General features: G+C 72.4%; 20 protein-coding genes. 10 read left to right on the top strand and 10 right to left on the bottom strand.

Going from position 1 to position 19722, the window contains the following annotated elements; translation table 11 throughout:
• Positions 1 to 2: 2 nt before the first annotated feature.
• The 6 genes from H6927_09035 to H6927_09060 form a co-directional block, all read right to left on the bottom strand.
• Entirely contained in the window at positions 3 to 308 is a 306-nt protein-coding gene (locus H6927_09035) for a hypothetical protein (protein ID MCP5218240.1), read from the bottom strand.
• Positions 309 to 401: 93 nt separating this feature from the next.
• The gene (locus tag H6927_09040) at positions 402 to 1361 is read right to left on the bottom strand and encodes an FAD:protein FMN transferase (GenBank protein ID MCP5218241.1); all 960 of its coding nucleotides are present in this window, start codon (positions 1359 to 1361) and stop codon (positions 402 to 404) included.
• A complete protein-coding gene (locus tag H6927_09045) occupies positions 1342 to 3549 on the bottom strand; it encodes a PepSY domain-containing protein (GenBank protein ID MCP5218242.1) in 2208 nt (735 codons plus the stop codon). The genes H6927_09040 and H6927_09045 overlap by 20 nt, the downstream gene beginning before the upstream one ends.
• 4 nt (positions 3550 to 3553) lie before the next feature.
• Positions 3554 to 4030: a DUF2271 domain-containing protein gene (locus tag H6927_09050; protein MCP5218243.1), complete on the bottom strand. Its 477-nt coding sequence runs from the start codon at positions 4028 to 4030 to the stop codon at positions 3554 to 3556.
• Between the two features lie 29 nt (positions 4031 to 4059).
• Positions 4060 to 4458 (bottom strand): PepSY domain-containing protein, encoded by a 399-nt coding sequence (locus tag H6927_09055; GenBank protein MCP5218244.1) that lies wholly within the window; start codon positions 4456 to 4458, stop codon positions 4060 to 4062.
• Positions 4459 to 4477: 19 nt separating this feature from the next.
• Positions 4478 to 5023, bottom strand: a complete 546-nt coding sequence (locus H6927_09060) for a cytochrome b (protein ID MCP5218245.1) — start codon at positions 5021 to 5023, stop codon at positions 4478 to 4480.
• A 129-nt stretch (positions 5024 to 5152) separates the two neighbouring features.
• Between H6927_09060 and H6927_09065 the strand changes: the two genes are divergently transcribed.
• The 8 genes from H6927_09065 to H6927_09100 all read left to right on the top strand — a co-directional run bounded on the left by H6927_09065 (position 5153) and on the right by H6927_09100 (position 12964).
• Positions 5153 to 5515 carry a PepSY domain-containing protein gene (locus H6927_09065; protein MCP5218246.1) on the top strand — a complete coding sequence of 121 codons (363 nt, stop codon included), beginning with the start codon at positions 5153 to 5155 and terminating at the stop codon, positions 5513 to 5515.
• Entirely contained in the window at positions 5490 to 6161 is a 672-nt protein-coding gene (locus H6927_09070; protein ID MCP5218247.1) for a response regulator transcription factor, read from the top strand. Before H6927_09065 ends, H6927_09070 begins: the two co-directional genes overlap by 26 nt.
• Positions 6158 to 7546 (top strand): sensor histidine kinase, encoded by a 1389-nt coding sequence (locus tag H6927_09075; protein ID MCP5218248.1) that lies wholly within the window; start codon positions 6158 to 6160, stop codon positions 7544 to 7546. Before H6927_09070 ends, H6927_09075 begins: the two co-directional genes overlap by 4 nt.
• Positions 7547 to 7688: 142 nt before the next feature.
• Entirely contained in the window at positions 7689 to 8297 is a 609-nt protein-coding gene (locus H6927_09080) for a TetR/AcrR family transcriptional regulator (protein MCP5218249.1), read from the top strand.
• Complete coding sequence (locus tag H6927_09085) at positions 8294 to 9445, top strand: efflux RND transporter periplasmic adaptor subunit (GenBank protein ID MCP5218250.1); 1152 nt, start codon at positions 8294 to 8296, stop codon at positions 9443 to 9445. The genes H6927_09080 and H6927_09085 overlap by 4 nt, the downstream gene beginning before the upstream one ends.
• Entirely contained in the window at positions 9442 to 10641 is a 1200-nt protein-coding gene (locus H6927_09090; protein ID MCP5218251.1) for an ABC transporter permease, read from the top strand. Before H6927_09085 ends, H6927_09090 begins: the two co-directional genes overlap by 4 nt.
• A 5-nt stretch (positions 10642 to 10646) precedes the next feature.
• Complete coding sequence (locus H6927_09095; protein MCP5218252.1) at positions 10647 to 11357, top strand: ABC transporter ATP-binding protein; 711 nt, start codon at positions 10647 to 10649, stop codon at positions 11355 to 11357.
• A 14-nt stretch (positions 11358 to 11371) separates the two neighbouring features.
• Positions 11372 to 12964 carry an efflux transporter outer membrane subunit gene (locus H6927_09100; protein ID MCP5218253.1) on the top strand — a complete coding sequence of 531 codons (1593 nt, stop codon included), beginning with the start codon at positions 11372 to 11374 and terminating at the stop codon, positions 12962 to 12964.
• On the opposite strand, the gene H6927_09105 is transcribed toward H6927_09100, so the two are convergent.
• The 3 genes from H6927_09105 to rpsT form a co-directional block, all read right to left on the bottom strand.
• The gene (locus tag H6927_09105; protein MCP5218254.1) at positions 12895 to 14994 is read right to left on the bottom strand and encodes a TonB-dependent copper receptor; all 2100 of its coding nucleotides are present in this window, start codon (positions 14992 to 14994) and stop codon (positions 12895 to 12897) included. The two genes, H6927_09100 and H6927_09105, sit on opposite strands and share 70 nt — an antisense overlap.
• Positions 14995 to 15099: 105 nt before the next feature.
• Positions 15100 to 15480 carry a hypothetical protein gene (locus H6927_09110; protein MCP5218255.1) on the bottom strand — a complete coding sequence of 127 codons (381 nt, stop codon included), beginning with the start codon at positions 15478 to 15480 and terminating at the stop codon, positions 15100 to 15102.
• A 200-nt stretch (positions 15481 to 15680) separates the two neighbouring features.
• Positions 15681 to 15977, bottom strand: coding sequence for a 30S ribosomal protein S20 (rpsT, locus tag H6927_09115; protein MCP5218256.1), 297 nt, complete (start codon positions 15975 to 15977; stop codon positions 15681 to 15683).
• 109 nt (positions 15978 to 16086) lie between these two features.
• Between rpsT and murJ the strand changes: the two genes are divergently transcribed.
• Complete coding sequence (gene murJ, locus H6927_09120; GenBank protein MCP5218257.1) at positions 16087 to 17640, top strand: murein biosynthesis integral membrane protein MurJ; 1554 nt, start codon at positions 16087 to 16089, stop codon at positions 17638 to 17640.
• A gap of 50 nt (positions 17641 to 17690) precedes the next feature.
• Complete coding sequence (locus tag H6927_09125) at positions 17691 to 18545, top strand: tetratricopeptide repeat protein (GenBank protein ID MCP5218258.1); 855 nt, start codon at positions 17691 to 17693, stop codon at positions 18543 to 18545.
• 15 nt (positions 18546 to 18560) lie between these two features.
• On the opposite strand, the gene H6927_09130 is transcribed toward H6927_09125, so the two are convergent.
• Positions 18561 to 19709, bottom strand: a complete 1149-nt coding sequence (locus H6927_09130) for a cytochrome P450 (GenBank protein MCP5218259.1) — start codon at positions 19707 to 19709, stop codon at positions 18561 to 18563.
• Positions 19710 to 19722 lie beyond the last annotated feature (13 nt).

The raw sequence follows: 19722 nt of genomic DNA on the forward strand, positions 1-19722 counted from the left end.
CGTCATTCTGATTGCGCGGCAGCCACCCAGCGCAGGCCCCGGCCCCGGCTGAGGTAGTAGTCGCCTTGCGGGCTGATGACGACGGCGCGCAGCGTGGCCGGGTCGGAGAAGTATTGCCAGCCGTGGCCCGGCTGCTTGGGGGCGGCGCTGTGGGGCACGGTCTGCATGCCGTGATCGTAGCCATCGTCGGCGGGTGCGCTAACGGGCTGCGCCCGCTGGTGCTTGTGGCTGTGGCTGGCGGCGAGCGCCGGGGTGCCGATGGTGGCGGTCAACAGGGCCAGCGTGGCGAGCAGGGTGGTGGTGCGCATGATGATCTCCTGTGATGGCAGTCGAAAGTGACTGTGACGCCAGTGTGCGCGGAAGGGGGTGAATCGGTGCTGAACGCGGGGTTCATCGGCCGTTCAGCCAGCGGTCTCGCGCGCGTCGAAACGCCCCAGTCCGATCTCGGTCAGGGTGTCGCCCCGGCGCAGCAGCCACAGCACTTCCAGGCCATGGCGCTGCGCCAGCGCCAGGCCTTCGCCCGGGCCGGCCACCAGCAGCGCGGTGGCCCAGGCGTCGGCGTCCATGCAGGCGGGCGCCAGCACGGTGACGCTGGCCACGCCGTTGTGTACCGGCCGGCCGCTGCGCCCGTCCATGCTGTGCGCCAGGCGGGCCTCGCCCACCTGCACGAAGTGGCGGTAGTCGCCCGAGGTGGCCACCGCCAGGTCGGCCAGTTCCAGCACGCCGTGCGCGGCGCGCCGGCCGGTGTCGGGGCGCTCCAGCGCCACGGCCCAGGGCGTGCCGTCCGCCTGGCTGCCCAGGGCGCGCAGCTCGCCGTCCAGCGCCGCCAGCGCGTGGGCCACGCCGTGCTGCTGCAGCACCTGCGCCATCCGGTCCACCGCGTAGCCCTTGGCGATGCCGCACAGGTCCACCTGCAGCAGCGCGTGCTTGCGCGCGCGGCCGGCGGCGGGGTCGAGTTCGAGTTTTTCGTAGGCTGGACGCGGTGCCGCGCGGATGGCGGCGGCGTCGGGCGCATCGCGCGCCGCGCCGAAGCCCCAGGCATCGACCAGCGCGCCCACCGTGGGGTCGAAGGCGCCGTGGCTCAGGCGCGCGACGTCGAGCGCGCGCGCCAGCACGGCCGTGATCTCGGCCGGCAAGGGCACCCATTCGTCGGTGGGCGCGCGGTTCAGGCGCACGAGGTCGCTGTCGGGCTTCCATGGCGACATCTGCCGGTCCACCTGTTCGACGGCGGCGGCCAGATCACGCCGCAGCGCGGCCGGGTCCACGCCGGGTTCGAGGTCGCACAGCACCGACCAGCGCGTGCCCATGGTGGGGCCGTGCAGGCGCTGGCGCGCCGGGCGTTCAGAAGGTGTCTTCGGCATAGCGTCCGTGCGCCTTCAGCTGCTGCACGCTCAGACCCATGGTGGCGAGGATGGCGTCGAGCGCCTGCGCCACGCCGTGCGCCATGGTCTGGCTGCCGCACACGCGCACGATGGCGCCCTTGGAGACCAGCTCGCGCAACCTTGGCGCGTCGCGCTGCAGGGCCTCCTGCACGTAGCCGCCGCCCTGCGGCGTGCGTGAGAAGCTGGTGTTCAGGCTGGCCAGGCGCTGCTCGGCCAGCCAGCGCTGCAGGTCGTCTTCGAAGTAGTAGTCCAGCGCCGGGTCGCGCGCGCCGTAGTACAGGTGCATGGGCGTGTACCCCGTGTTGCCGCGGATGAAGCCGGCCAGCGGCGCCACGCCGGTGCCGGCGCCGATCAGCATCACCGGCCGGCGCGTGGCTTCCAGCGTGAAGGCGGGGTTGGGCCGGATGAATGCTGCGATGCGTGCGCCCGGCTGCAGGCCATGCAGGTAGCCCGAGCACACCCCGCCGGCGCGGCGGCGCACGCAGATCTCGACGAAGCCGTCGCGCCAGCCGCTGGCGAGCGAATACAGGCGCGGCACGGCGCTGCCCGGCGCCAGCACGCCCAGCAGGTCGCCGGCGGCAAAGCGCGGCAGCGCGCGCCCGCGCAGGCGGTCGAGCCAGCTGGCCTTGGGCCACTTGAAGCGCAGGATGGCCGCCGGCTCGCCCGCGCCGCCCGGGTAGTCCTGGCGCGAGACCAGCTCCAGCTCGGTGGTGCGCGGCAGGCGCGGGCGGTAGTCGATCGTGAGCGGCTGGCCGAGCTGCTCGGCCAACCGCTCGCCCCAGCGGGTGAACTCCTGCGCCGACTGCTGGTGGATGCGCTCCAGCGGCAGCAGGCTGGCCCAGCCGCGCTGACGCAGCGCGGCGTCCAGCGCCTCGGCGTAGGCGCAGAAGGCCTTGAACTGGCGGTCGCCGAAGCCCAGCACGGCCACGCGCGCCGAGGTCACCGGCGCTTGCGCGATGCGCTCCAGCGCGCGCGCTGCATGCGCCGGCGCCTGGCCGTCGCCGTAGGTGGCGGCCAGCAGCAAAACCTGCCGGGCGTTGGGCGGAACCTGGAAGTGCTCCAGGCCGCTGGTGTGCACCGCGTGCCCGGCCTGCACCAGCGCCGCGTGCAGCGCCTGGGCGAAGCCCCAGGTCGAGCCGTTCTCGCTGGCGACGAAGACGAGGGTGTCGGCCTGCGCCGGCGCGCTGTTGCGGGCCAGGCGCGGGCGCTGGCTGCGGGCCTGCCACCACAGCATCAGGCCGGTGGCCCAGAACAGCGGGATGGACAGGCCGGCCAGTCCCAGCACCGGCGCCCAGGCCCAGGCGCCCTCGCCGGTGTGCAGCAGCACGGCCCAGTCGTTGATGCGCTGGGCGGTGCTGGCGTCGTGCCAGGCCAGCGTCTGGCCGCTGTGGCGGTCGATCCAGCCCTGGCCCTGCGTGGTGGTGACCTGCCAGGTGTCGGCGGGGTCGTCGGCGGCGGGGAAGTTGAGTTTCTGCAGCTCGCGCACCGGCAGCTCGCGCAGCAGCGGCAATTGGGCCGCGGGCAGGTCGGCGGTGATGGCGGTGCTGGGGGCCAGGTCCGGCTCGGCGTCGGCATCCAGCGTGACCCAGCCGAAGGTGGCCGCGCTCATGGCCAGCGCCGTGACCGAGGTGAGCAGCAGCACCGCCAGCACCGCGCGCCCGGTGACCACGTGCAGGCGCTGCACCCGCGTGCCGCGCACGCGGCCGAGCAACTGGCGCCAGCCGCCCAGGCGCCGCGCCAGCAGCACCCCGCCGGTGGCGGCGAGCAGCCCCATGGCCAGGGCGACCAGCGCCGCCGCGATGCGCCCGCCGTCGCCCAGCAGAAAGCTGCGGTGCAGGTTCTTGAACCAGCGCATCGTGGCCGAGGGCTGGTACTCGCCCAGCACCTGGCCGCTGGCCGGGTCGATGCGGCTGGCGCGCGCCTGGCCGTTGTCGAAACCATAGACCACGATCTCGCCCGAAGGCAGGCGGCGGACTTCTTCCGCACCGGGGACGCTGGCCGCGATCTGCCCGGCCAGCTGCGCCACGCTCAGGCTATTGGGCGTGGGCCGGGCCTGCCAGCGGGAGAGCACCGGGTCCAGCGAGAGCACCGCCCCGGTCAGGCCCAGCACCAGGGCCACGGTGCCGGCCACCAGGCCGAGCCAGCGGTGGATTTGTCGCCAAAGCATCGATTTATTTGAGTTGATAGCTCGTCGATTGGATGTACTGCTTGCCGGCCTGCGCCTTGCCCGCGCCGGCGGCCGTCAGGGGCAGGCGCACTTCGGAGGGGCTGTCGCGCATGTCTTCCACGGCGGCGTCGACGTGGATCTCGTAGCCGGCGTCGATCAGCGCGTCGGCCAGGTCGGCCGTCACCTTGAGCGTGCGGCCCGCGCCCACGCTGGCGCCGGTCACGCCCTGCAGGCGCTTGGCGTCGCCGGCCGACAGGCGGTTCCAGTCGCTCAGGTGCTTGTAGTACTTGGCCTTGCCGCCAGCGACCCACAGGGTGCCGGCGTAGGCGCCCTTGGCGTCGGTCAGGTACACGGCCAGGTAGGCGCCGTTGCCGCCGTAGTTCTTGAGCTGCGTCGTGAGCGTGACTTCGCGGCTCTGGGCCAGCGCCGGCACGGCCAGCGCGCAGGCGGCGGCGAGGGTGGTGAGCAGGGGTTTGCGCATGGTGGTTCTTCCTTGTGTGGCTGCTGCCGTCATTCGATCTGCCCGCGCGGCTTGCTGCCGGGGCTGAACAGGGGGCTGGCGGGGGCGGCGCCGGGCGCGGCGGCCGGTGGGCCGTCGGGCGCGGGTTCGCGCCGGTGTTCGCGGTCGCGCTCGCGCCGCTTCATGCTGACCGGCTCCAGCGTCTCGGGGTCGAGCTTGGCCTTGAAGCGGCGGCCCTCGGCGTCGCGGCCGCGGATTTCGTAGCAGCCGTCGTCGATCTTCAGGCGCTCCAGCTCCCAGCCTTTTTGGGCCGCCATCTGGCGCACGGCGTCGCGCGACTGCCAGCGCCGGACCGGCACGTCGCAGTCGTCGCCGGCCCAGGCCGCCAGCGTGGCGGCGCCCAGGGTGAGGGCCAGCAGGGCGGGGGCAATGGTTTGGCGGGTTTTCATGGCGTGGGCTCCTTCTCGGTCAGCGGGCTGCGCCCGGCAACATGCGCTGCAGCGTGTCGTCGCGCATGACATAGTGATGAAACAGCGCCGCCGCCGCGTGCACGCCGATCAGCGCGTAGCCCAGGTTGCCGATGAACTCGTGGACTTCCTTGATGTTCTTGCCCAGCGCCTTGTCCGGGCCGATCAGCGCGGGCAGCTCCAGCCCGTAGAAGGGAATCAGCTTGCCCCTGGCGCTCAGGGCCAGCCAGCCCAGCAGCGGCATCGCGATCAGCAGGCCGTACAGCGCCCAGTGCATGGCCGTGGCCATGGCGTGCTGCCACGCGGGCGGTGCCGGGGTGATGGGCGGCTCGTGCAGGGCCAGGCGCAGCGGCAGGCGCACCAGCACCACGCCCAGCACCGTCAGGCCCAGCATGAAGTGCCAGGTCTTCATGCCGTCGTAGGCGGCGCTGCCCTTGGGGAAGATGCCGCGCAGCTCCATGCTGGCGTAGATGGCGATCAGCAGCAGCAGCGTCAGCCAGTGCAGGCCGATCAGCAGGGGGTGGTAACGGTTGCCTTGCGGTTTCATCATGGCTCCATGGGCTTGCAGTCCAGCAACGTGCCGGCCTTGGAATCCATTGTTCCAAACCGGGCCTGAACCGATCCTGAAAGCGCTGTTCATCTGCCGTTCACTGCGGGGCCGGTATAAACCGGTCCCATGAGCATCCCCAAACTCCGCTGGCTGTGCGGCCCCTTTCAGGCGGGTCTGCTGGCGTGCGCGCTGGGGCTTGGCGCCGCCGTGCAGGCGGACGATCACGACCTGGCGCGCCAGGCGCTGGAAAGCGGCCAGGTGCTGCCGCTGGCCACCGTGCTGGGCAAGCTGGCGCGCGAGGTGCCGGGCCAGGTGCTCAAGGTCGAGTTCGAGCGCGAGGACGGCCGCTTCATCTACGAAATCCGCCTGTTGCAAAACGACGGCCGCGTGGCCAAACTGAAGGTCGATGCGGTCGACGGCCGCGTGCTGGCCATCAAGCGCAAGGACACCGAAAAGGACAGGGATGCGAATTCTCGTGGTGGAAGATGAACCCACCCTGCGCGAGCAGCTGATGCAGGCCATTGCCGCCGCTGGCCACACGGTGGAGGGCGCGGCGGACGGGCGCGAGGCGCATTACCTGGGTGACGTGGAAACCTTCGATGCCGTGGTGCTGGATTTGGGCCTGCCGGTGCAGGACGGCCTGTCGGTGCTGCGCCGCTGGCGCGCCGCCGGGCGCAACATGCCGGTGCTGATCCTGACCGCGCGCGGCAGCTGGCAGGAAAAGGTCGAGGGCATGGACGCCGGCGCCGACGACTACCTGGCCAAGCCCTTTCACATGGAAGAGCTGCTGGCGCGCCTGCGCGCGCTGCTGCGCCGTGGTGGCGAGCACGCCAGCGCCGAGTGGCGCTGCGGCCCGATCTGGCTGGACACGCGCCAGGCGCGCGTGCTGGTCGACGGCCAACCCCTGGTTCTGACCAGCCACGAGTTCAAGCTGCTGTCGCTCTTGATGCAGCGCAAGGGCGAGGTGCTCTCGCGCACCGAGCTGTCCGAGCACATCTACGCGCAGGACAGCGACCGCGACTCCAACACCATCGAGGTCTTCGTCGCTCGCCTGCGCAAGAAGCTGCCCGAAGGCAGCATCGAGACCGTGCGCGGCCTGGGCTACCGGCTGGTGGACACCGGCGCTGGCGCATGAAGGCCGGCTCGCTGCGCCTGCGCCTGCTGGCGGGCACGCTGGCCTGGATCGTGCTGGCGGTGGCGGTGGCGGGCTGGGGCCTGCGCACGCTGTTCCTGGAGCACATCACGCAGCAGCTGCAGGCGCAGCTGCTGCTGCAGCTCAACCAGTTGAGCGCGGCGGTCGACTGGACGCCCGACAAGGGTGTGACGGTGGCCCCGATGGCCGGCGACGCCCGGCTGGAGCAGCCGCTGTCGGGCCTGTACTGGCAGGTCGACGAAGGGGGCGCCCGGCCGCGCGCGGCCGTGGCGCGCTCGCGCTCGTTGTGGGACCAGGCCTTGAGCTTGCCGCCGCCGCCCGCGCAGTACCCCGCCGCCGGCTATGGCGTGCTGCACCTGCAGGACGCGCAAGGCCACGCGCTGCTGGCCGTCGCGCGCCCGCTGCAGCTGCCCGAGCAGGCCGCGCCGCCGCTGCGCGTGGTGGTGGCCGGCGACCGGGCGCTGCTGGCCGAGCCGCTGCAGCGCTTCACGCGCCTGCTGCTGGCGGCGCTGGCCATGCTGGCGCTGGGCCTGGCGGTGGCGGCGGCCTTGCAGCTGCATTTCGCGCTGCAGCCGCTCAAGCTGTTGCGCCAGCGCCTGGCGGCGGTGCGCAGCGGCGAGGCGGCGCAACTGACCGGCGACTTCCCGCGGGAGCTGCAGCCGCTGGTGGGCGAGTTCAACCACGTGCTGAGCGAAAACGCCGACATGGTGCAGCGCGCGCGCACCCAGGCCGGCAACCTGGCGCACGCGGTGCACACGCCGCTGGCGATCCTGGCCAACGCCGCGCGGCGGGACTCCGGCCCGCTGGCGCAGCAGGTGCTCGAGCAGGTGGAGCTGGCACGGCGCCAGGTCGAATGGCACCTGGCGCGCGCGCGCGCCGCCGCCGCCGTGCGCGCCACCGGCCTGCGCACGCCGGTGCTGGGGCCCGTGCGCTCGCTGCTGCGCACCATGGCGCGCCTGCACGTCGAGCGCGGCGTTGCCTTCGATCTGGCGCCGCAAGCCCGGGACCTGGCCTTTCGTGGCGAGGCCCAGGACTTGTACGAGCTGCTGGGCAACCTGCTGGACAACGCGGGCAAGTGGGCCCGCGCGCGCGTCGCGGTCGACGTGCAGCCGGCCGGCGAGCAGCTGTGCTTCACGGTCGACGACGACGGCCCGGGCATTCCCGAGGCCGAGCGCGAGCGCATGTTCGAGCGCGGCGTGCAGGGCGACGAGCAGCGCCCCGGCTCCGGGCTGGGGCTGGACATCGTGCGCACGCTGGCCGAGACCTACGGCGGCAGCGTGCAGGCGCTGGCCTCGCCCCTGGGCGGCCTGCGCATGCGGCTGTGCCTGCCGGCGGCCGAGGGGGCTGCGCCAAGTGCCGGGGTGTGAGCGGTAAGCGCGGGTTTCCTGCACCTGAAAGACGGATGGCCCCAAACCCGAAGTGGGCAGGCGGCGCGCGGCTTGCATTGCATCGCCTGGCCATGATAAGGTAGTAATCAATTACTTACTTGCATCAAAACGCCGCCCGACCATGACCGAACGCCCACGACACCTCCCGGCCGACGAACGGCGCGCGGCCACCGTGGAGGCCCTGATCGACCTGGCCGCGCGGCAAAACCCGAGCGACATCACCACCAGCGCGATCGCCGAGCGCATGGGCCTGACGCAAGGGGCGCTGTTTAGGCACTTCCCGAGCAAGGACGCGATCGTGCAGGCCTGCATGACCTGGGTCAGCGATCGCCTGCTCGCGCGCATCGACAAGGCGGCCGCGCAGGCCGCTGGCCCGGCCGCCGCGCTGGAGGCCATGTTCATGGCGCACATCGACTTCGTGGCCCGGCACCCGGGCGTGCCGCGCCTGCTGTTCGGCGAGCTGCAGCGCGCCGACGACAGCCTGCCCAAGCAGATGGTGCGCGCGCTGCTGCAGCAGTACGGCATGCGCCTGCGCCACCTGCTCGACGCCGGCAAGGCGCAGGGCGAGTTCGACCGCGCGCTCGACGTGGACGCGGCGGCCGTGCTGTTCATCGGCACCGTCCAGGGCCTGGTCATGCAGTCGCTGCTGGCGGGCAAGGTCGGCCAGATTCGCCACGCGGCGGCGGGAGCGTTTGCCATCTATCGCCGCGGCATCGGGAGCGCATCATGAAATTTCCCCGTCTGCAGCGCCGCACGCTCATGCTGCTGGCCGTCGCCGTGCCGCTGGCGGTGCTGTTCGTCTACGTCGCCCTGCGTTCGGGGCCTTTGGCGCCGGTGGCCGTGACCGTGACGCAGGTCGAATCGCGCAGCATCGCGCCGGCGCTGGCCGGCATCGGCACGGTACAGGCGCGCCACACCTACAAGATCGGCCCCACCGCTGCCGGGCGCGTGCGCCGCGTCGACGTGCAGGTGGGCGACACCGTGGCCGCCGGCCAGGTGCTGGGCGAGATGGACCCGGTCGACCTGGACGAGCGCCTGCGCGCGCAGCAGGCCGCCATCGCCAGCGCCGATGCGGCCCTGCGCCAGGCCGAGGCGAAACAGGCCTTCGCCCGCACGCAGGCCAAACGCTATGACGATCTGCTGGCGGTGCGCGGCACCAGCGAGGAGCTGGCCGCCACCCGGCGCCAGGAGCTGGCGCTGGCCGACGCCGCGCTGGCGGCGGCGCGCGCCGACGGCGCCCGGCTGCGCGCCGAGCTGCAGGCGGTGCGCGCGCAGCGCGGCAACCTGGTGCTGCTGGCGCCGGTGGCGGGCCTGGTGGTGGCGCGCGACGTGGACCCGGGCACCACGGTGGTGGCGGGGCAGGCCGTGGTCGAGCTGATCGACCCGGCCAGCCTGTGGGTGGACACGCGCTTCGACCAGATCGGCGCCGAGGGGCTGGCGGCCGGCCTGCCGGCCAAGGCCGTGCTGCGGTCCCGGCGCGGGCAGGCGCTGGACGCGCGCGTGCTGCGCGTGGAGCCGCGCGCCGACGTCGTGACCGAGGAAACGCTGGCCAAGCTGACGTTCGATGCCCCACCGGCCACCTTGCCGCCCGTGGGCGAGCTGGCCGAGGTGACGGTGCAATTGCCGGCCCTGGCCGCGGCGCCCGCCATCCCGAACGCTGCGTTGCGAACGGTCGGCGGCAAGCTGGGTGTCTGGAAAATGGTCGATGGCAAGCTGGCCTTCCAGGCGGTGACGCCCGGGCGTGGCGACCTAGACGGCTGGGTGCAGGTGACCCAGGGCCTGGCGGTGGGCGAGCCGGTGGTGGTGTACAGCGAGAAGGCCCTGAGCGCGGGCAGCCGCATCCAGGTGGTCGACCGGATTGCCGGGGTGGTGCCATGATCAGCCTGGCCGGGCGCGACATCCTGCATGCCTGGGGCAAGTTCATCTTCACCGGGGTCGGCCTGGGCCTGCTGATCGGCGTCACGCTGACCATGGCCGGGGTGTACCGCGGCATGATCGACGACGGGAAGGTGCTGCTCGACGCCAGCGGGGCCGACCTGTGGGTGGTGCAGAGGGACACGCTGGGCCCCTATGCCGAATCGTCCAGCGTGCCGGACGACCTGTGGCGCGGCATCCGCGCCATGCCGGGCGTGGCGCAGGCGGCCAACGTGACCTACTTGACGATGCAGGTGGGGCAGGGCAGCCGCGACGTGCGCGCCATGGTGGTGGGCATCACCGCCGGCGGCCCGGGCGATCCGGGCTGGCCGCCGCAGCTGGTGGCGGGCCGGCAGCTGACGCGCGGCCACTACGAGGCCGTGGCCGACCTGGCCTCGGGGTTTCAACTGGGTGACGAGCTGAAGATCCGGCGCAACCACTACCGCGTGGTCGGCCTCACGCGCCGCATGGTGTCGTCCGGCGGCGATCCGATGGTGTTCATTCCGCTCAAGGACGCGCAGGAGGCGCAGTTCCTCAAGGACAACGACGCCATCCTCATGCAGCGGCGGCGCACCGGCGACAACCCGGCCTTCAACCGCCCCGGCGTGCCCGGCCTGCTGGACGCGGTGGTCGCCTCGCAGACCAGCAACCATGCGGCCAACGCGGTGCTGGTGCGCGTGCAGCCGGGCTTTGCGCCGGCGCGGGTGGCCGAGCCGATCCGGCGCTGGAAGCGTCTGACGGTGTACGACCGCGCGCAGATGGAAGGCATCGTGCTGGGCAAGCTGATCGCCACCTCGGCCAAGCAGATCGGCATGTTCCTGGTCATCCTGGCGCTGGTCAGCGCCGCCATCGTGGCCTTCATCATCTACACGCTGACGATGGACAAGATCCGCGAGATCGCCGTGCTCAAGCTGATCGGCACGCGCAACCGCACCATCGCCGGCATGATCCTGCAGCAGGCGCTGGTGCTGGGCGTGATCGGCTTCGTGGTGGGCAAGATCAGCGCCACCTTCGCCGCGCCCATCTTTCCCAAGTACGTGCTGCTGGTGCCGCAGGACTCGGTCGCGGGCTTCTTCGCCCTGATGGCGATCTGCGTGCTGGCCAGCGGCGTGGCGATCCGCATGGCGCTCAAGGTCGATCCGGCCGAGGCGATCGGGTGATGGCCATGGGCGGCAAGGGCATTCGCATCGAGGGGCTGTCCAAGCGCTACGGCAGCGGGGACACGGCCGTGCTGGCGCTGCGCAACGTCAACATGCAGGTCGCGCCGGGCGAGGTGGTGGGCCTGATCGGGCCCTCCGGCTCGGGCAAGAGCACGCTGCTGAAATGCCTGGGCGCGGTGATCGACCCGACGGCCGGCCGCATGGTGCTGGGCGACGAGGTGATCTACGACGACGGCTGGAAAGTGCGCGACCTGCGCGCGCTGCGGCGCGACAAGATCGGCTTCGTGTTCCAGGCGCCGTACCTGATCCCGTTTCTGGACGTCACCGACAACGTGGCGCTGCTGCCGATGCTGGCCGGCGTGCCCAACGACGAGGCGCGCCGGCGCGCGCTGGAGCTGCTCACGGCGCTGGACGTGCAGCACCGCGCCCAGGCCATGCCGGCGCAGCTGTCGGGCGGCGAGCAGCAGCGCGTGGCGATCGCGCGTGGCCTGGTCAACCGCCCGCCGGTGATCCTGGCCGACGAGCCCACCGCGCCGCTCGACTCGCAGCGCGCCATGGCGGTGGTGCGCATCCTGAACGACATGGCGCGCAAGTACGAGACCGCCATCATCGTCGTGACGCACGACGAAAAAATCATCCCCACCTTCAAGCGCATCTATCACATCCGCGATGGCGTGACGCACGAAGAGGCGGGCGAGGGGCGGGCGATCGATTGATCAAGGAGTTTGAAATGAAACGAGGCTCCCGATGCACCGATTTTCTCCCTCTCCCTCCGGGAGAGGGTGGGGGTGAGGGCGCCGGCGCATCCCAGCGCACGGCGTTCGCATGGCCGACGCTGGCGGCCCTGGGCCTGCTGGCCGGCTGCGCTGCCGGCTCCGACTTCCAGCGCCCGCCAGCGCCCACTGTCTCCAGCTACACGGCGGCGCCACTGCCGGCGCAGACGGCGTCGGCCGATACCGCCCTGGGCGCCGCCCAGGGCTTTGCGGTGGGCGCGCCGGTGGATGCGCGCTGGTGGCGCCAGCTGGGCTCGCAGCGGCTGGACGCCTGGATCGAGCAGGCCTTTGCCGCCAGCCCCACGCTGGCCGCGGCCGAGGCCACTTTGCGGCAGGCCGACGAAACCTACGCCGCGCAGGCCGGCGCCACGCTGTACCCGCAGGTCAGCGGCACCCTCGGCGCGCAGCGCCAGCGCCTGAACCCGAGCGCGCAGGGGCAGGCCGGCGACGCGCGCGAGTTCAACCTGTACAGCGCCGGCCTCGGCGTGCGCTATCGGCTCGATGTGTCGGGCGGCAACCGGCGCGCGCTGGAGGCGCTGGCCGCCCGCACCGACCAGCGCCGCCACCAGCTGGACGGCGCCCGCTTGACGCTGGCCGGCAGCCTGGCCGCCAGCGCCATCGGGCGCGCCCGGCTGGCCGGGCAGATCGCGGCCACCGAGGCGCTGCTGGGCGCGCAGCAGGAGCAGCAGGGCCTGACCGGCGAGCGCGTGCGCCTGGGCGCGGCGGCGCCCGACGAGTTGCTGGCTTTGCAGGCGCAGACCGAGCAGACGCGCGCCGGCCTGGCCTCGCTGCGCCAGCAGCTCGATCAAAGCGATCACCGGCTGGCCGTGCTGGCCGGGCAGGCGCCGGGCGCGGCGCGGGTGCCGGAATTCACGCTGGCCGAGTTCAGCCTGCCCGCCGTGCTGCCGGTGGCGCTGCCGTCCGAGCTGGTGCGGGCCCGCCCCGACATCCGGGCGGCCGAGGCCTTGCTGCACGCCGCCACCGCCGACCACGGGGTGGCGGTGGCCAAGCTCTATCCGCAGATCGAACTGAGCGCCAGCCTGGGCAGCCAGGCGCTGACCGCGGGCGCCTTGTTTGGCGGAGCCTCCGCAGCGTGGGCCGTGCTGGGCCAGCTGACCCAGCCCTTGTTCAACCCCGGCCTGCCGGCGGAGCAGCGCGCCTATCTGGCGGCGCTGGATGCCGCCGCGGCCAACTACCAGGGCGTGGTGCTGGGGGCGCTGCGCGAGGTGGCCGACACCCTGCGCGCGCTCGACCACGACGCGCAGGCCCTGGCGGCGCTGGCGGCGGCCGATGCCGCGGCGCGCGCCACCCTGCAGTCGGTGGAGCGCCAGCATGCGCTGGGCACCGCCGCTTACGTGCAGGTGCTGCTGGCCCGGCAGCAGGCGCGGCAGGCTCAGCTCGGCCTGATCGCCGCCCAGGCGCAGCGGCTGGCCGACAGCGCCGCGCTGTACCAGGCCTCGGCCGCGGCGCCCGAGGCGGATCAGAACGTCACATCCGCCCGCAGCCACAGCGTGCGCCCCGGCTCGTTGACGCGCACGCCGCCCGGATAGCCGAAGCCCGCGTTGCCCGCCAGGTTCAGGTGCTCGGCATAGGTCTTGTCGAACAGGTTGTCGATGCCCAGGGACAGCTTCAGGCGCTGGTTCACGCGGTAGTCGGCGTGCAGCGAGAACACGCCGAAGCCCGCGCTGGGGCCCAGGTCGCGCCCCACGACGTTGCCCTGATTCAGGGCATAGCGGCGCTGCGCGGCCGCCACGCGCCACAGCACGCCGGCGCTCCAGGGGCCTTGCGCATAGTTCAGGCCCAGCCGGGCTTCCAGCGGCGGCATCTGCGGCAGCGGGCGTTGGTCGGTGCTGTTGCGGCCCCAGTTGTAGGCCAGCGTGCCTTGTGCCGTCCAGGCGGCGTTCAGGCGCCGGCTGCCGCCCAGCTCGAAACCGGCGGTCTGCGCGTTCACGTTGCGCACGCTGGAGCCCATGCCGGGGTAGTCGAACAGGATGTAGTCCTGCACCCGGCCCACGTAGCCCGAGCCCCAGAGCTGCCAGTCCTGCCCCTTCCAGTTGATCCCCGCGTCGAGCTGCGTGGTTTTCTCCGGCCGCAGCGTGGCAAAGGCATTGCCGCTGGCCGCCGCGCTGTTGCCGGGGGAGATCAGCTCCCAGTAGTCCGGAAAGCGTTGCACGTGGCCCAGGCCCACGTAGGCCGTGGTGCCTGGTTGCAGGGTGCGCTCCCAGCGCACGAAGCCGCTGGGCAGCGCCGAGCGCGCGCGGTGGTTGTCGTCCGCCGAGGCGGGCATGCCCATGCCTGCGCCGCCCATGCCGCCCATGCCCGGGTTGCTGGCGGGATAGCGCCAGGCCTGGGCGCGGTCCAGCCGCAGCCCGCCCACCCAGCGCGTGCCGGGCTGGGCTTGCCAGCTGGCCTCGGCAAACACGCCCAGGTTGGCGAACTTGGCGTCGCCCTTCCAGGGCTGATCGGCGTAGGGCATCGCGGGTGTGCCGCGGCGCGCCTCGTGCGGGCTGCGCGAAAAGTCCACGCCCGTGACCAGCGACACGCCATCGCCCGGCACCACGGTGGCGGCCAGGCGCCCCCCGGTGGTGGTGCGCTGGACGTTGCTGGCCATGCCGCCGGCCATCATGCCGGTGGCGGGCGGCGTGCGCAGGGTGAAGTTGTCCATCACGTGGTCGGCCTGGTTGCGGTACAGCTGCGCATCGATCTTGGCGAGCCAGGGCGTGAGGTGCTCCTTCTCGAAGCGCAGGCCCAGGCTGTCGCGCCGGAACTGCGTGCCGTCCATGCCCCGGCCGCCGTAGCGGGCCCAGCCGTCGCCCGCGCCGGCGCTCAGCTCCAGCCGCGTGTCGGCGTCGGGCGTCAGGCCCACGGCCGCGTCGGCGTTCCATTTGTCCCAGGCCGAAGGTACGCGCCGGCCTTGGCCGTCTTTGTAATCCTGGCTGTGCGAATGGTTGGCCGTGACGCGTACGTACATCCGCTCGCTGCCGGCTTCCAGGTCGGCGTTCTGGTCGTTGCGGCCGGCGCTGGCGCCCAGCAGGCTGGCGCGCAAATGCACATTGCCGGTGCTGAAGTCGGGCCGCTCGCGGTCGAACAGCACCACCCCGGCCGAGGCGCCGGGCCCCCACAGCACGCTCTGGGGCCCCTTGATCACGGTGAGGGTGTCGAAGGTCTCGGGCGAAATGTAGGAGCTGGGCGCGTCCATGCGCCCGGGGCAGGCGCCCAGCAGCAGCGTGCCGTTGGTCAGCAGCGGCAGGCGCGAGCCGAACTGGCCGCGAAACACCGGGTCGCTGTTGGAGCCGCCGCTGCGGATGGCCGAGAAGCCCGGGATGGTCTTGAGGTAGTCCGCCGCGTCGCTGGCCGGCACCGGCTGGCGCGGCTGCTTGGGGTCGGCCACGACGTGGGCGGGCGAATGGTCGTGCACGGCGGTGACGACCACCTCGGACAGCGCATTGTCGACCGCGGCATCGTCCTGGGCGGCCATGGCCGGCCCGGCCAGCAGCAGCGCGCAGGCCAGCGCGCAAGGGGTGAGTCGGGGGCGAGCGCACGTGCCCGCGGGAATGAGGGTTGCAGTCATGAAAGCCATCCACGCCCGAGCGCAAACCGTGCGCTCAGGCAGCACGGCCGCGTTCGGACAGACAAAAAGGGAAATGGCGCCGGGCCGCAGGGGCCGGGCGCAAGAGGCAAGCCGTCAGGCGTGGAGGGGAGCGGGTGGCCCGCGTGCGGGCAATGGGGCCTGCGCTTGCCAGGCCAGCACGATCGAGGCCAGGCGGTGGCGGCCCCGGTGGGCCACCGGCACGGGCGAGCGCCACGCCGCCAGCCGGATGGCGGGCGGCGTGGCCAGCGCGACGCACAGCAGGCAGTCCAGGCTGTGGTGCTGCGCTTGCCCGGCGGGGGTGGGGTCATATGGCGCAGACCCGCCTTGCGCGGTGGTGCACAGGCCGGGCGGCTCGAGCTGCGCCAGCGCCGTGCGCGCCTGGATGCCTGCGGCCAAGGCCACCAGCCACGCCAGCACGAACGCCGTGAAAACCACGGCGCGCAGGCTTGGGTGCTGGCGCATGCGTTGGAGCATCGCTCGATTATCTTGGCCAACCCGACGTGCTTCGGCCCTCGATGGCCTGCACTTGAGTTGCATCAACGGCGGATCCATGCGCCCATGAAAAAACCGCCCGAAGGCGGTTTTTTTGATGCTGTTTTGCCGACAGCGCACCCGATTCAAACGGCAGGGCGGATCGCGGTGGAGCCGCCCCGGGCGGGGTTGGGGCTTGGGCTTTAGGCCGCGGCCAGCGCCTTGACCTTGGTGGACAGGCGGCTCTTGTCGCGCGCGGCCTTGTTCTTGTGGAAGATGCCCTTGTCGGCGATGGCGTCCACCACCGATTGCATCAGCGCGAAGGCGGCGGTGGCCTTGTCCTTGTCGCCGGCCAGCACGGCCTTCTCGACGTTCTTGACCGAGGTGCGGTATTTGGAGCGCAGCGAGGTGTTCGCGGCGTTGAGCGCGACGTTCTGGCGCGCGCGTTTGCGGCCCGACGCCAGGCGCGGGTTCTTTTTCTTGGGCTTTCCAGCAGCCATGTGAGTAGTCCTTTGGGTTTGAGGATGTTGTCGGCAAACCGCGCATTCTACTCTTTCGTGGACTCGGGCGGACGGCGGCTACACTTCAGGGCCCTGCTGAGAGCCCCTTGTGAGCCTGTTCAAAGCCGCTTCCACCGTTTCCCTGCTCACCCTGGCCTCGCGCATCACGGGCCTGGTGCGCGATCTGCTGATGGCCTCGGTGTTCGGCGTCAACGGCTTGACGGACGCCTTCAACGTCGCCTTTCGCATCCCCAACCTGCTGCGCCGCCTGTTTGCCGAGGGCGCCTTCAGCCAGGCCTTCGTGCCGGTGCTGGCGCGCGGCCGGGCCAGCGCGGGCGACGCGGCCACGCGCCAGCTGATCGACGCGGTGGCGACCGTGCTGGCCTGGGTGCTGGTGGCCGTGACCGTGGTGGGCATCGTCGCGGCGCCGGTGCTGGTGTGGGCCCTGGCCAGCGGGCTGGACGGCCCCAGCTTCGACGCCGGCGTGCTGATGACGCGCTGGATGTTTCCCTACATCGGCTGCATGTCGCTGGTGGCCTTGTCGGCCGGCATCCTGAACACGTGGCGGCACTTTGCCGTGCCCGCCGCCACCCCGGTGCTCTTGAACCTGGCCATGATCCTGGCGGCCTGGCTGGGCGCGCCGTGGCTGGCGCGCCGGGGCGTGGAGCCGATCTACGCCATGGCCGGCGGCGTGCTGGCCGGCGGCCTGCTGCAACTGGCCGTGCAGGTGCCGGCGCTGGCGCGCCTGGGCCTGCTGCCGCGCATCGGCCTGTGGCCGGCCCGCGTGCGGGCGGCCTGGCGCGACGCGGGGGTGCGTCAGGTGCTGACGCTGATGCTGCCGGCGCTGCTGGGCGTGGGCGTGGCGCAGCTGTCCCTGCTGATCAACACGCAGATCGCCTCGCACCTGGCGGTGGGCAGCGTGACCTGGCTGTTCTACGCCGACCGGCTGATGGAGTTTCCGACCGCGCTGCTGGGGGTGGCGCTGGGCGTGGTGCTGACGCCGCAGCTGGCGGCGGCGCGCGCCCGTGGCGACGACGCGCGCTATTCGCAGATGCTGGACTGGGGCCTGCGGCTGGTGGTGCTGCTGACCGTGCCCTGCGCCGCGGCGCTGCTCAGTTTTGCCACGCCGCTGATCGCCACGCTGTTTCATCACGGGCGCTTCTCGGGCCACGACGTGGAGCGCACCGCCTTTGCCCTGACCTTGTACGGCGTGGGCCTGCTGGGCCTGGTGGCGGTGAAGGTGCTGGCGCCGGGCTACTACGCCAGCCTGGACATCCGCACCCCGGTGAAGATCGCCGTGGCGGTGCTGGTCATCACCCAGGTGTTCAACGTCCTGTTCGTGCCTTTTCTGCAGCACGCGGCGCTCACGCTGTCGATCGGCCTGGGGGCGCTGATCAATGCCGCCTGGCTGCTGCACGGCCTGGTGCGACGCGGCCACTTCCGGCCGGCGCCGGGCTGGGGGCGCTTCGGCATGCAGGTGGCGTTGGCCACGGTGGTGCTCACGGCGTTCCTGCTGTGGGCGGCGCGCCACTTCGACTGGCTGGCCATGCCGCCGTGGCCGCGCGTGGGCCTGCTGGGCCTGGTGGGCCTGGGCGCGGCGCTGATCTACTTCGGCACTTTGGTGCTCAGCGGTCTGCGCCTGCGCACGCTGCTTCGGCGCTGAGGTTATACAGTCGAGGGGACCACGCTGCGCAAGCAGCCCACGGGGCACGCATGCAACACGACTGGGCCACACCGACGCCTCTCCAGTACTTTGCCGTCCTGGTGCAGAGCGACGACGACCTGCCGCTGCTGGAGGCCGCGGCCAGCCTGGCGCAGGACGATTGGCCCGAGCTGGACGTGCAGCAGGTGCTGGCCGACGTCGACCAGCTGGCGGCGCGCCTGCAGCGGCGGGTGGACCGGCAGGCGCCGGTGCTCGACCGGCTGGGCGCGCTGGGGCAGTTCTTTTTCGGCGAGCTGGGTTTCGCGGGCAACGCCAACGACTACTACGCGGTCGAGAACAGCTACCTGCACCGGGTGCTGCACACCCGCCGCGGCATCCCGATCTCGCTGGCCGTGCTGTGGCTGGAGCTGGCGCGCAGCCTCGATCTGACGGTGGAGGGCGTCAGCTTTCCGGGCCACTTCCTGGTGCAGGCCCACCTGGACGAGGGGCGCGTGGTGATCGACCCCTTCACCGGGCAGTCGCTGAGCCAGGCCGAGCTGCGCGAGCGGCTGGACGAATGGACCCGCCCGGCCAGCGGCCCCGGCTTTGCCCAGGAGCTGCCGCTCACCCTGTTTCTGGAAGGCGCCACGCCACGCCAGATCCTGGCGCGCATGCTGGGCAACCTCAAGCACATCCATCACGGCGCGCAGGACTGGCAGCGGGCGGTGGCGGTACAGGACCGCCTGATCACCCTGCTGCCGCGCGCCTGGGACGAGTACCGCGAGCGCGGCCTGGCCCTGGCCGAGCTGGGCGAGCTGCAGCGCGCGCGCGTCGACCTGGCGGTGTATCTGCGGCAGGCCGGCCAAGCCCCCGACCGCGACCACATTGCCGAGCGGCTGCGGGCCTTGGGCGGTGATCTGATCTGACGCTTGCCGGGGAGGTCAGCGCAGCCGGATGCGCAGGCTGGCGTAGCCGGCGTCCGGCGGCGCGGCGCGCGTGGGCGCGTGGCCGGCGGCCAGCGCGATCGACTGGGTGCGGATCAGCAGCTCTTCCATCAGCAGGCGCAGCTCCAGCCGGGCCAGAGGCGCGCCGGGGCACACGTGGATGCCCGCGCCATACAGCAGGTTGAGGGCCGGATCGCGGTCCAGGTGCAGGCGGTCGGGCTCGGCCAGGGCCCGCGGGTCGCGGTTGGCCGCGATCCAGCTCAGCGACAGCCGCGTGCCCGCCGGCAGGCTGCGCCCGCCCAGCTCCACCGCGCGGGTGGTGATGCGCCGGTTGGCCGGCAGCGGTCCGTCGCGGCGCAGCACCTCGTCGATGGCGGCCGGCAGCAGCGCCGGTTCGGCGCGCAGGCGCTGCTGCCAGTCGGGCTCGGTGGCCAGCCAGTGCAGCAGGATGCCGACCGAGGCAGCGATGGTGCCGACTTCGCCCACCGTCCAGTTGCGCAGCACGCTGGCCAGCTCGCGCAGGTTCAGCGGCCGGCCATCGACCTGGGTGTGCATCAGCTCGGTGCTGATGTCCTGCGTGGGCGCAGCGCCCAGGCGGGCGTCGCGCACGCGCTCGACGAAGGCCTCGAACTCCTGCGCCACCTGCGCCGTCAGCGCGCGGTCGCCCGAGCGCGTGGCCGCGTGGCTGCGGTGCAGCCAGTCGATCAGCTCGTCCTGGATCAGCGCCGGCCAGCCCAGGAAGGCGGACTGCACGCGCACGGCAAAGGGCAGGGCGAACTCGTTGCCGGCTTCGATGCTGCCCAGCGACAGCGCTTCTTGCACGGTGCGCACCGCCAGCCTGCGGCACACCGGCGAGAAATGCCGGGTGCGCTCCGGCGCGAAGAACGGGTCGAGCGCCCGGCGGTAGGCCGTGTGCCGCGGCGCGTCGTAGCCATTGGGCACGGCGGGGTGCGCCGACACCGCGCTGCTGAAGGTGGCAGGGTCCAGCAGCACGCGCAGCACGTCGGCGTGGCGCGTCACCGTGGCCTGGCCGGCGGGACCGAAGGCCACCGGGCAGCGCTCGCGCAGCGCGTCGTAGGCCGCGCGTGGGTCGGCCAGCACATCGGGGGCCTGGGGGTCCCAGTCGGGGGGTGGGGTTGAAGTCATGACGGCATCTCGG

The sequence above is a fragment of the Burkholderiaceae bacterium genome (assembly GCA_024235995.1).
Classification (GTDB): domain Bacteria; phylum Pseudomonadota; class Gammaproteobacteria; order Burkholderiales; family Burkholderiaceae_C; genus Ottowia.